This is a genomic window from Candidatus Stoquefichus sp. SB1 (assembly GCF_001244545.1).
GTDB lineage: Bacteria > Bacillota_I > Bacilli_A > Erysipelotrichales > Coprobacillaceae > Stoquefichus.
The window spans coordinates 315,601-328,545 of sequence record NZ_LN852693.1 but is presented as its reverse complement, the minus strand read 5'-3'; the positions used below and the strand labels follow the sequence as shown (position 1 = coordinate 328,545).

General features: G+C 32.3%; 11 protein-coding genes. All 11 read left to right on the top strand.

Annotation, left to right across the window (positions count from 1 at the left end; translation table 11 throughout):
- Nucleotides 1-24: 24 nt before the first annotated feature.
- The 11 genes from BN1865_RS02745 to BN1865_RS02695 all read left to right on the top strand — a co-directional run bounded on the left by BN1865_RS02745 (nucleotide 25) and on the right by BN1865_RS02695 (nucleotide 12,856).
- Nucleotides 25-612: a M23 family metallopeptidase gene (locus BN1865_RS02745; RefSeq protein ID WP_050635733.1), complete on the top strand. Its 588-nt coding sequence runs from the start codon at nucleotides 25-27 to the stop codon at nucleotides 610-612.
- Nucleotides 593-1,336, top strand: coding sequence for a site-2 protease family protein (locus BN1865_RS02740; protein WP_232780299.1), 744 nt, complete (start codon nucleotides 593-595; stop codon nucleotides 1,334-1,336). The genes BN1865_RS02745 and BN1865_RS02740 overlap by 20 nt, the downstream gene beginning before the upstream one ends.
- Nucleotides 1,337-1,494: 158 nt before the next feature.
- Nucleotides 1,495-2,361 carry a 30S ribosomal protein S2 gene (rpsB, locus tag BN1865_RS02735; RefSeq protein ID WP_050635731.1) on the top strand — a complete coding sequence of 289 codons (867 nt, stop codon included), beginning with the start codon at nucleotides 1,495-1,497 and terminating at the stop codon, nucleotides 2,359-2,361.
- A 63-nt stretch (nucleotides 2,362-2,424) separates the two neighbouring features.
- Complete coding sequence (gene tsf / locus BN1865_RS02730; RefSeq protein WP_050635730.1) at nucleotides 2,425-3,312, top strand: translation elongation factor Ts; 888 nt, start codon at nucleotides 2,425-2,427, stop codon at nucleotides 3,310-3,312.
- Between the two features lie 59 nt (nucleotides 3,313-3,371).
- The gene (gene pyrH, locus BN1865_RS02725) at nucleotides 3,372-4,091 is read left to right on the top strand and encodes a UMP kinase (RefSeq protein WP_050635729.1); all 720 of its coding nucleotides are present in this window, start codon (nucleotides 3,372-3,374) and stop codon (nucleotides 4,089-4,091) included.
- A 2-nt stretch (nucleotides 4,092-4,093) separates the two neighbouring features.
- Nucleotides 4,094-4,639 (top strand): ribosome recycling factor, encoded by a 546-nt coding sequence (gene frr / locus BN1865_RS02720; RefSeq protein WP_050635728.1) that lies wholly within the window; start codon nucleotides 4,094-4,096, stop codon nucleotides 4,637-4,639.
- 86 nt (nucleotides 4,640-4,725) lie between these two features.
- Nucleotides 4,726-5,475 (top strand): isoprenyl transferase, encoded by a 750-nt coding sequence (locus tag BN1865_RS02715; protein WP_050635727.1) that lies wholly within the window; start codon nucleotides 4,726-4,728, stop codon nucleotides 5,473-5,475.
- The gene (locus BN1865_RS02710; protein WP_050635726.1) at nucleotides 5,472-6,260 is read left to right on the top strand and encodes a phosphatidate cytidylyltransferase; all 789 of its coding nucleotides are present in this window, start codon (nucleotides 5,472-5,474) and stop codon (nucleotides 6,258-6,260) included. The genes BN1865_RS02715 and BN1865_RS02710 overlap by 4 nt, the downstream gene beginning before the upstream one ends.
- A gap of 1 nt (nucleotide 6,261) precedes the next feature.
- A complete protein-coding gene (locus tag BN1865_RS02705; protein WP_050635725.1) occupies nucleotides 6,262-7,413 on the top strand; it encodes a 1-deoxy-D-xylulose-5-phosphate reductoisomerase in 1,152 nt (383 codons plus the stop codon).
- On the top strand, nucleotides 7,414-8,499 hold the full coding sequence (locus BN1865_RS02700; RefSeq protein ID WP_050635724.1) for a M50 family metallopeptidase: 1,086 nt from the start codon (nucleotides 7,414-7,416) through the stop codon (nucleotides 8,497-8,499).
- Nucleotides 8,500-8,539: 40 nt separating this feature from the next.
- Nucleotides 8,540-12,856, top strand: coding sequence for a PolC-type DNA polymerase III (locus BN1865_RS02695; protein WP_050635723.1), 4,317 nt, complete (start codon nucleotides 8,540-8,542; stop codon nucleotides 12,854-12,856).
- The last annotated feature ends 89 nt before the right edge of the window (nucleotides 12,857-12,945 follow it).

Below are 12,945 nucleotides of genomic sequence, written 5' to 3'. Positions count from 1 at the left end.
AAGTTTAATTGAGGTGACAAACTTGTGAATGATATTGATGAGATTAGAAAAAGAATGGAAAAGCGTAAAGGAATGCATCATCCGCAATTAACAGATCATCATTTTTTAAAATTGTATAATGCAATGATTAAATGCATGGTTGTTTTATTGGTTGGTGTGGCGGTATGTGCTTATGTGAAAGTCAGTCCCAATGGTGAATATATAAAAGATTATGTGTTAAATGATCTGCATTTTACAGAACTAACAAAATGGATCAATCACCAGCTTCTTTCATTTCAAAAGGGCGATCAAAGTGCGACTGTATCAAGTCAGGTGAGTTATACAAATATTAAGGATAATTATTATACCAATCAGTCTAATGAGGTTCTTAATTTTGATAAAGGACGTGTTATTTATGTGGGGAAGCAGGATATATTGGGTCAATATGTAACCGTATTGTTAGAAAACAATATAGAGGTCACTTATGGACAATTAACTGATGTTTTTGTGAGTGCTTATGATCAAGTTGATGCAGCGACGATTTTAGGAACATATAAAGACAAGGTGATGATTGTTTTTACACAGGGTGAAAAAGAAATTGATTATTCGACGTTTGAAGAACTTATATCATAAAATAGAAATTCATCAATTAACACTCCTTTATTTCCTCTTGGCTTGGCTAGGAGGCTATTTAAAATGGTATCTCTCGACTTTGATGATTGTTTGTTTACATGAATTATGCCATCTCATGATGGCATATTATTTTCGTTTTGAAATTGAAAAAATTGTCGTTTTACCATTTGGTGCATATTTATCTTTACATGATTTTTATTTTCATTCAATCTGGCAGGAAATTTGTGTAGTCGCAGCTGGGCCATGTAGCCATTTCTTTATATGGATAATGATTCAAAATTTCACTCAAGGTATTTATCAGGATTATTTGTTAACTATGAATATGTTTGTTTTTGCTTTTAACTTATTGCCAATTTATCCATTAGATGGGAGTCGGGTGATTGGGTTGTTGCTGCAAAGTATTATGGATTTAAAAAAATCTCTTTTCTTGCAGCTTAAAATCTCAGTTTTTGTGTATAGCTTCTTATTTGCTTTTTATATTCAAACAAATACAGTTGTCATACTTAGTTATTTATTGCTTCAGCAATTTTATTTATATAAGTTTATTCCTGATTATTTACGGAGATACTATAGTCAGATTCCAACTTTTTCACAAAAGAGAAAAAGCGTAGTTCATGATCGTTTTGTATATCGAAGAGGTTATCAAAATTATTATTTTATAAATGGATATTTAAGTGATGAAAAAGAAAGAATGTTTGATTTGTTAGAAAACATAAAAAAGTAGGAAAAAATTGAAATTATCTTGTATTTTATGAAGGTATATGTTATCATACAACAGGTATTTCAAATACACACATTGTGAATTCATAAATCGAGTGCTAGGCAACTGGTGGTTTATGTTAGAAACAGTGGAGGAAAAAAACAAAAAAGGAGGAAGTTACAATGGCAGTAATTTCAATGAAAAAATTATTAGAAGTTGGTGTTCATTTTGGACATCAAACAAAAAGATGGAATCCTAAAATGGCTCCATACATTTTCACTTCAAGAAATGGTATTTATATCATCGATTTAAAGAAATCATCTGATAAAATTGATGAAGCTTATGCAGCTATGATGGATATCGTTGCAAAAGGTGGAAAAGTTTTATTTGTAGGAACTAAGAAACAAGCTCAAGAAGCTGTTCAGTTAGAAGCTGAAAGATCTGGAAGTTTCTATGTCAATTCTCGTTGGTTAGGTGGAACTTTAACAAACTTCAAAACTATTCAAAAGAGAATTAGAAGATTAAAAGAATTAGAAAAAATGGAAGAAGACGGAACTTTAGAATTATTCACTAAGAAAGAAGCAGTCTTATTAATGAAAGAAAAAGCTAAGTTAGAAAAGAACTTAGGTGGTATCAAAGAAATGAGAAGATTACCTAATGCTTTATTCGTAGTTGATCCTAAAGTTGAACATAATGCTGTTGCAGAAGCAAAAATCTTAGGAATTCCAGTATTTGGTATTGTTGATACTAACTGTGATCCTGATGAAGTTGATTATGTTATCCCAGCAAATGATGATGCAATTAGAGCAGTTAAATTAATTGTTGCAGCTATGGCTGATGCTGTATGTGAAGCAAAAGGTGAACCTGTAACTGTTGCATATGTAAAAGATGAAGATGACAAAGAAGTCTCAATGAATGATGCTGTTGCTTCTGTAGAAGAAAGTAAACAAAGAGGACCTAGATATAAAAACGCTGGACGTCCTAGAAATAACAAACCTGCTGAAGTAAGCAAACCAGCTGCAGTTAAAGACGCAAAAACTGAAGCATAGTTGAATTAAGGGGAGGCTTATGTCTTTCCCTTTTTTATAAAAAATAACATGGAGGATAGAGAAATGGCTGTTAATGCAAAATTAGTAAAAGAATTACGTGAAAAAACTGGTGCTGGAATGATGGATTGTAAAAAAGCATTAGAAGCATGTGATGGTGATTTAGAAAAATCATTTGACTGGTTAAGAGAAAAAGGAATCGCAAAAGCTGCAAAAAAAGCTGATCGTATTGCTGCAGAAGGATTAACTGCTTTTGTTATTGATGGAGATGCAGCTTCAATTGTTGAAGTTAACTCTGAAACTGACTTTGTTGCAAAAAATGCTGAATTCCAAGAATTAGTTGCTAATGTAGCAAAAATTATTTTAACAAACAAACCAGCTGATTTAGATGCTGCTTTGAAATTAGATGTTGATGGAAAAGATTTAGAAACTGTTATTGCAGAAAAAAGTGGTAAAATTGGAGAAAAATTAAGCTTAAGAAGATTTTCAGTTTTAACAAAAACTGCTGATGAAGTTTTTGGTGCTTATTCTCATATGGGTGGAAAAATGTCTGCATTAGTTAAAGTTGCTGGTATTGATGAAACAAAAGCGAAAGACATTGCTATGCAAGTTGCTGCAATTGCACCTCAATATATTGATAGAACTGCAATCCCTGCTGAAATTTTAGATCGTGAATTAGCAGTTTTAAAAGCACAAGCTATGGAAGAAAATGCCAATAGTGCTAAACCTAAACCAGAAAATATTGTAGAAAAAATGGTTCAGGGTCGTTTAAACAAAAATTTAAAAGAAATGTGCTTAGTAGATCAAGCATTCATTAAAGATTCTGATCAAACAGTAGCTCAATACTTAGGAAATGGAAAAGTTTTAGATATGGTTCGTTTCGAAGTTGGTGAAGGAATGGAAAAAAGAGAAGAAAACTTTGCTGAAGAAGTTGCTGCTCAAATGAAAGGATAATTATATACGGGGGAGGACACTTTTTTGTGCCCTTTTCTTATAAAATGAAGGAGATTTATATGAAGTACAAAAGAGTATTGTTGAAGTTAAGTGGTGAAGCATTAGCAGGTAAACAAGGATTTGGAATTGATCCAATTGTGGTAGCTGATGTTGCAAGACAAATTAAAGATGCAAAAGATTTAGATGTTGAAATTGCAATTGTTTGTGGCGGTGGAAATATCTGGCGTGGTAAAACTGGTAGTGATATGGGAATGGAAAGAGCAGCTGCTGATTATATGGGGATGCTTGCTACTGTAATGAATGGTATGGCATTACAAAATGCCTTAGAAGCTATTGGTTTAGATACAAGATTGTTATCAGCAATTGATATGAAAGAAGTGGCTGAACCTTATATTCGTAGAAGAGCTGTTCGTCATTTAGAAAAAGGACGTATCGTTATTTTCGGTGCTGGAACAGGTAGTCCATTCTTTACAACTGATACAACTGCTGCATTACGTGCTGCTGAAATGAATGCTGATGTTATTTTGATGGCAAAAAATGGTGTAGATGGTGTCTATTCAGCTGATCCAAAAGTTGATCCAACAGCTAAAAAATATGACCATATTACTTATTTAGATGTTTTAAATGAAGATTTACATATTATGGATCAAACAGCCATTACATTATGTAAAGATAATGGAATTGATTTGTGTGTCTTTAATATGCAAGAAGATGGTAACATTGCAAAAGCATGTGATGGGGCATCAATTGGAACAATTATCTCAAAAGGAGGAAAATAAAAATGTTAGAATTGATTTTAGAAGAATTGCGTGAAAAAATGGAAAAATCTATCGTCGCATTAAATCATGAACTTTCTACAGTCAGAACTGGTCGTGCGAATCCAACAATGTTAGATCGTGTAGCAGTTGATTATTGGGGAGAGAAAACACCTTTAAATCAAACAGCAAGTATTTCTGTTGTAGAAGGTCGTCAACTTATGATTAAGCCATATGATAAAAGTATTTTAAAAGATATTGAACATGCGATTTATGAAGCAAATCTTGGCTTAACTCCACAAAATGATGGTGAAGTTATTCGTATTAATGTTCCTGCTTTGACAGAAGAACGTCGTAAAGAATATGTGAAAATGGCAAAGAAATTTGCTGAAGACGCAAAAGTGGCTTTACGTAATATCAGAAGAGCAGCCAATGATGATATTGAAAAATCAGATTTAAGTGAAGATGAAGAAAAGCGTGGAAAAGAAAAAGTTCAAAAGATAACTGATGAATATGTGAAAAAAATTGACCATTTAGCTGATGAAAAAGCAAAAGATATAATGACAGTATAAAAGGCGAAAGCCTTTTTTCTTTTGCTGATTTTGTTTTCATATGTCATTCTTTATGATATAATACTAAAAGATTATGAGGTGAAAGCATGTTATTTAAGAAAAAAGAAGAAAAAGATTATCAGATTGATATGAATAATATTCCTGCCCATATTGCATTTATTATGGATGGTAATGGTCGTTGGGCAAAAAAAAGAAAAATGCCACGAACATATGGTCATCATGAAGGTACGAAAACAATCCGTACACTTGCTTTGGAGGCTAATCGTTTAGGTGTGAAAGCGATGACGGTATATGCTTTTTCAACAGAGAATTTTAAAAGAGAAGCAAGTGAAGTTGATTATATTTTTAAATTACCAAAAGAATTTTTTAATTTATATTTAAAAGAACTGATGGAAAATAATGTTCAGATTCGTTATATTGGTCATTTAGAAATGGCACCTATCGAAACACAGAAAATCATCCAGTCAGCAATTGATCAAACATCGATGAATACAGGTTTGATTTTGACTTTTGCTTTTATTTATGGTGGACGTGATGAAATTGTGCAAGCAACAAAGATAATTTGTGAAAAATATAAAAATGGTGAAATTGAATTAGATGATATTACTGAAGATTATTTTGAAAAACATTTAATGACTGAAGACTTACCAGCAGTTGATTTAATGATTAGAAGTAGTGGAGAATATCGTTTATCTAACTTTTTACCTTGGCAGTTGGCTTATGCTGAGTTTATTTTTGATGAGACTTTATGGCCTGATTTTGATGAAAATCAATTACATCGTGCAATTGCGATTTATCAGGGACGTGAAAGAAGATTTGGAGGCGTGTTGAAATGAAAACAAGAATTATTACTGGAGTTATTTTAATTGCTGTTATTTTACCATGTGTTTTCATTGGTCAAATTCCTTTTCAAATTCTTATAGGGATTATAGCTGGTGCAGCTGTTTTTGAAATGTTATCAATCTGTAATCGCCCAAAAGCTAATATATATTTATATCCACTGGTTGGTATTTTTATTTATTACTCTTTATTTTTTGAAGGTGCTTTATTGATTCCTAGTGAAATCATAATGATTTATCTGATTGTTTTATTGGCTTGCAGTATGTTTGATGATGGAATGAATTATTTAAGACTCTGTTATTATTTTTGTGCAGGTGTTTTAATTGCAATGGGGCTACATATGCTTTATCAAATTCGTTTGGTGTATGGATTTGAATATATACTTATTCTTGCCTTGGCAACTTTTGGAACAGATACAGGTGCTTATTTTACAGGTATGTTTTTTGGTAAACATAAACTTAATCCGCGTTTATCACCTAAGAAAACAATTGAGGGTTCGATTGGTGGAATGTTGCTTGGAACTGGTCTTTCTGTTGCCTATGGTGCATATATTCAAATGAATATACCGATTTATTTATTGATTGGTGTTTGTTTTGTTTTAACAATCACAAGTCAAATAGGAGATTTAACATTTAGTAGTATTAAAAGAACTTTTGAAGTCAAAGATTATTCTCAACTTTTACCAGGACATGGAGGCGTTTTAGATCGCTTTGATTCAATATTGTTTAATTCCATGGTTTTTGGATTGTTACTTCATTTTATTGCAATGGTGGTGATCTAATATGAAAAGAATAACAGTTTTAGGTGTAACAGGATCAATAGGGACACAAACAGTTGATGTTGTCGTGCATCATCGTGATGAATTTGAAATTGTTGCTATGAGTGCTGGACGCAATATTCAATTGTTAGAAGAAATTATGCAGACAGTGAATGTTCATCATATATGTGTTCAAAATAAAGAAGATAAAGATTATTTAGCGAAAAAGTATCCAAATATTCACTTTTATCATGGTCAAGAAGGCTTGATGGAAATAGCAACTTTACCAAATGTAGATATTGTTTTGAATGCTATTGTTGGTTTTGCGGGATTATTACCAACAATGGAAGCGATTAAAGCTCATAAGGATATTGCTTTGGCAAACAAAGAGACACTTGTTGTCGCTGGTCATTTGATTATTCCTTTGGTGAAAGAATATGGTGTTGCTTTATTACCAGTTGATAGTGAACATTCTGCTATTTTTCAGTCAATGAATGGAGAAAATCATCAGGATATTGCGAAAATTATTTTGACTGCTAGTGGTGGAAGTTTTCGTGATAAATCACGTGATGAATTAGCAAATGTGACAGTTGAACAGGCTTTAAAACATCCAAATTGGTCAATGGGTGCAAAAATAACGATTGATAGTGCAACATTATTTAATAAAGGATTGGAAGTTATGGAAGCCAAATGGCTTTTTGATGTTGATTATGATGATATTGAAGTATTGATTCATCCAGAAAGTATCGTTCATTCAATGGTTGAATATCAAGATACATCAGTTATTGCTCAATTAGGAACACCTGATATGCGTTTACCAATCCAATATGCTTTAACATATCCACGTCGTCAGCCTTTGATCAATGGAAAACGTTTATCACTTGCTGATGTAGGAAGCTTACATTTCTATAAACCTGATTTAAAACGTTTTCATGCTTTAGCTTTAGCATATGAGGCAGGGCGTACAGGTGGGTCAATGCCATGTGTGTTAAATGCTGCTAATGAACAGGCAAATTCATTATTTTTAAATCGTAAAATTTGTTTTTTAGATATTGAAAAATTAGTTGAAGAGGCTATGCGTGCACATCAGGTTGTTGATAATCCTTCTTTAGATCAACTTTTAGAAATTGATCAATGGGCACGTAAATTTGTTTTTGAAAGAGTAGGAGAAGATTAGATGCAAACAATTATTAATGTGATTGTCTTTTTACTGATTTTAGGATCAATTATAATTATTCATGAATTAGGACATTTTCTGGCAGCTAAATTTTTTGGTGTTTATTGCAGTCAGTTTTCTATTGGTTTTGGTCCTAAAATTTGGTCAAAAAAAGGAAAAGAAACAGAATATGAATTAAGAGCATTACCTTTTGGTGGTTTTGTGGCAATGGCAGGTGAAGAAGATCAAGCTGAAAATGAAGATATGAAAGACGTGCCTGTTGAAAGAACTCTTAAAGGTATTCAGACATATAAGAAAGTGATTATCTTTTTAGCAGGTGTTTTCATGAATTTTGTTTTAGCTATTGTTGTTACATTAGGAGTGAATCTGGTGTCTGGACAGATTCCTGTTAATGTAGCTCAAATTGGTACAATTGTTGATAATTCTCCAGCCCAACAGGCCGGATTAAAAGAAAATGATATTATTCAACAAGTTGATGTGCAAGAAACAGGTCAAACATTATTGGTTTCTAATTTTGATGATCTTCAATTAACTCAGGATTATTTAAAAACAACTTCACAAACTTTAAATTTAAAGGTAACTGTTTTACGTGGTGAAGCAAAGGAAGTTGTTGATGTCAAAGTCAATTATAATCAAGATGATGGAAAATATAAATTAGGAATAACACAAGCAACACGTCATATGAATATTGCTGAATCATTCCAATATACTTTTGTTTCTTTAGGAACTATGAGTATGGCTATTTTTTCGGCTTTAGGGCAATTGGTTACTAAATTTTCTCAGACAGTGACACAATTATCTGGTCCAGCTGGAATATATCAAATTACTGCTCAGGTGACTGAGACAGGGCAAGTGGCTTATTTATTAAACTTATTAGCATTACTTTCCGTGAATGTTGGTATTTTTAATCTTATGCCTATTCCTGGACTTGATGGATGTCAGGTGCTCTTTGCGTTGGTTGAAAAAATGATTGGACGTGAAATTCCTAGTAAGTTGAGATTAGGATTGCAGATGGTAGGTTTAGGCCTTGTTATGCTTTTAATGGTTTTTGTCACATATCAAGATATATCGAGAATGTTTGGATAAGGGATGATTATATCCCTTTTCAAATTGCGGGAGGAATTGTATGAATAAAATGTTAATTTTGCTTCAGCAACTGCATTTAGAAGATGAAGTTGTTGAATTAAAACAGGCCAATATTGAAAAAGTTATTGTGAATGCAGATAATTCATATGTGTTTTATGTTGTTGCATCACATATTGTTCCTTTAAATGAAATAAGGGTTCTTTTTTCAGCTAAAAAAGAATTTCCATATCCATGTGATTTTATTTTTGACTGGATGTCATCTTATACACCAACAGATGTAAAAGAATATGCATTGTTTATTTTTAATGGTTTAAAAAGTCGTTTTCCTCAACTTGAGTTTATTAAAGAAGAAAGTTTATCTTTTGAAGAGAATACTTTAAATATTGAAGTTCTTAATGAGATACAATTAAGTCAATTACAGCATCTTTATAAAATATTTGATAAATATTTTAATAAGTTTGGTATTCAAATTGGTTTCAATGCTTATATTGATCATAACAATGAGATTTATCAGTCAATTCAAGAGGAAATGAATGCTTTAAACGAGGTTCAAGTTGATAGTCAGACTTTTGATCAGGTAGAGGAAACTGTGGTTGACAAAAAGCCTAAATATCAAAGTTATAAAAAAGATTATTTTTCTTTAACTATTGATGAAATTGATGAAACAGTGAAAGAAGTTATGATCCAAGGATATGTGTTTAAAGAAGATTCTAAAAAAGTAAAGACAGGCAAGACAATTCAATCATTGTATGTGACTGATTATACTAATAGTATTGTGGTTAAACGTTTTGAAAATAAAGGAGCTAATAGCCTTGAAGAATTAAATAAAGTTAAAAAAGGTGGAATGTGGGTTAGAATTAAAGGCAATGTTGAATATGATACCTTTGCTAAAGATACCGTTATTATTGCAAGAGAAGTAGAAATTATTCCTACCCCTAAAGTGAGACAAGACAATGCAGATAAAAAACGTGTTGAACTTCATGTTCACTCTAAAATGTCTGCCATGGATGGTATAGGAACAATTAGCGATTACATATCACGTGCTGCTTTTTGGGGACATTCTGCTATTGCTGTAACAGATCATGGAAATGTTCAGTCGTTTCCTGAGGCCCAGATGGCAAGTATCAAAAATAAGATTAAGATGATTTATGGTGTAGAAATGTATATGATTGATCCATCATTTACAGTTGTTTATAATGAGAAAGATGTTTCTTTAAAGGACATGACATTTGTTTCTTTTGACCTTGAAACAACAGGACTTTCTGTAATGGATGATGATATTACTGAATTTGGTGCAGTACGTATTAAAAATGGTCAAGAGATTGGTCGTATTCAAAGCTTAATTAAACCGAATAAGCGCATCTCACAAAAAATCACGAATTTAACACATATCACAAATGAAGATGTAAAAAATGCACCAACAATAGAAGAATTCATTCCAAAAATCTTAGATTTCTTTGGTGATGATGTTATTGTTGCCCATAATGCAACTTTTGATGTTGGATTTTTAAATGAAATTTTACAGCGACATGGCTATCAAAAATTAAAAAACCCAGCTGTCGATTCCTTGACATTAGCATGGAAACTATTACCACAACTTAAAGGATATCGTTTAGGAAATGTTGCCCGTAATTATCGTATTGCTTATGATGGTGATGAGGCCCATCGTGCTGATTATGATGCCGAAGTTCTTGCAGGTGTTTTTAACATGATGTTACATGATATGATGCAAAACCAAAAATACAATCTTTTAGATATGAATGCAATGGAATGTGAAGACGCATATAAGATTGTTAGACCAAAACATATGTGTGTACTTGCCAAAAATAAAACAGGTTTAAAGAATATGTTTAAGCTCGTTTCTGAAGCCAATACAACATATTATCAAAAAACATCACGTATACCACGTGAACGCTTAGAATTTTATCGTGAAGGTTTATTGTTTGGAAGTGGATGTTACAATTCAGAAATTTTTGAATTGGCTATGACAAGAAGTATTGATGAATTAAAAGCGGCTATGGCATTTTATGATTATATTGAAATCTTACCATTTGATATCTGCCGTTATTTTGTAGAAAGAGGACGTGTTGATACAGAAGATGATTTAAAGCGTATATTACGTCGTATTGTTGATACAGCTAAAGAAATGGGAAAATTGATTGTTGCGACAGGTGATGTTCATTATGTTGATCAAAAAGATAAAATTTTCCGTGATGTATTCACATGTAACCCAAAAATAGGGCTGGGAGGAACATTACATCCTTTGACTGATCGTAATAATCCTATGGCTTGGACGCCAGATGAATACCTTCGAACAACCCAAGAAATGATGGATTCTCTTGACTATTTAAATGATAATGAAAAATATGAATATGTTATAGAAAATACCAATAAGATTGCTGATATGATTGATGGTGATTTTCATGTTGTTCATGATAAATTATTTACGCCACATATTGATAATGCAGATGAAAATTTAAGAAAATTGTGTTTTGAAAATGCTCATAAACAATATGGGGAGGTTTTACCTGATATTGTTGAAAAGCGTCTGTCAAAGGAATTAGATAATATTATCAAACATGGATTTGGCGTTATTTATTATATTGCTCATAAATTGGTTAAAAAATCAAATGATGCTGGTTATCTTGTAGGAAGCCGTGGTTCAGTTGGTTCTTCGTTTGTTGCAACAATGGCTGACATATCTGAAGTGAATCCATTGCCTCCACATTATTATTGTCCGCATTGTCAGTACAATGAGTTTTTACCAGAAGGATATATTGCGAATGGATTTGATTTACCAGATAAAGTTTGTCCTGTCTGTGGAAAACCATTAAAAGGAGATGGACATAATATTCCATTTGAAACTTTCTTGGGATTTAATGCAGATAAGGTTCCTGATATTGACTTAAATTTCTCTGGGGATTATCAGCCAACAGCACATGCTTATACAAAAGAGATTTTTGGAGAAAGCCATGTCTATCGAGCTGGAACAATTTCAACTGTAGCAGAAAAGACAGCGTATGGATATGCCAAGGGATATGCTGAATTAATGGGAAAAGAAAATACTATTCGAGCAGCTGAACTTGAAAGAATTGCTAAAGGATGTACAGGTGTGAAAAGAACGACTGGTCAGCATCCAGGAGGAATTATTGTTATTCCGGAAAATATGGATGTCTATGATTTTACACCTTATCAATATCCAGCTGATGATTTAAGCGCTGAATGGAAAACCACTCATTTTGATTTCCATGCGATTCATGATAATGTCTTGAAATTTGATATATTGGGTCATGTTGATCCAACTGTGATTAGGATGCTTCAGGATTTAACTGGTGTGAATCCAAAAGATATTCCAACTAATGATCCTCGTGTTATGAGTCTTTTTAATTCAACTGAGGCATTAGGTATAGATTTAAGTTATTTGAACTGTAAAACAGGGGCTTTAGGATTACCCGAATTTGGTACAAAGTTTGTCCGCGGAATGCTTGAACAAACACATCCAACATCATTTAGCGATTTGGTTATTCTTTCTGGTTTATCACACGGAACAGATGTTTATTTAGGAAATGCTGAAACCTTAATTAGTTCTGGAACATGTACATTAAAAGAGGTTATTGGATGTCGTGATGATATCATGGTTTATCTAATTGAAAAAGGATTGCCTAATAAAGATGCCTTTGATATTATGGAATGTGTACGTAAAGGGAAGTCACCTGCTGTATTCCCAGAAAAGAAATATGAAGAATTAATGCGTGAGCATGATGTTCCTTCTTGGTATATTGAATCATGTAAGAAAATTAAATACATGTTCCCTAAAGCACATGCGGCTGCTTATGTATTGAGTGCCATTCGTGTGGCATGGTGGAAACTTTATTATCCTCGAGAATATTATGCAGTCTATTTTACAACACGCTGTGATGCATATGATATTGAAATTATGATTCAAGGTAAAGAATCTATTCTGGCAAGATATCAACAGATTTTATCTGATAAACAAAATGGTGTAAAAATTTCTAATAAGGAAGAAGCATTGATTTCTGTTTTTGAAATTGCTTTAGAAATGTATGAAAGAGATATTCATTTTAATAATATTTCTTTAGAGAAATCTGATTCACGTAATTTTATATTAGATCCAGATGATCCTCAAGGTTTATTGCCACCATTTACTTCTATAGATGGTTTGGGTGCTTCAGTAGGTGATAGTGTGATTGAAGCCCGTAAACACAATTCTTTCTTATCTAAAGAAGATGTCACAAAAAGGACAAAACTGACGAATAACCAAATTGACTTCTTAACAAAAATTGGTGTCTTTGAGAATATGTCTGATGAAAATCAGCTGTCTTTATTTGATTTGTAGAAAAATATAAAACGTATAAATCTTGTCATAGATTTATACGTTTTAAAATACAACTTTGAGTATTTATTCAATTGATGATTGTCATATAA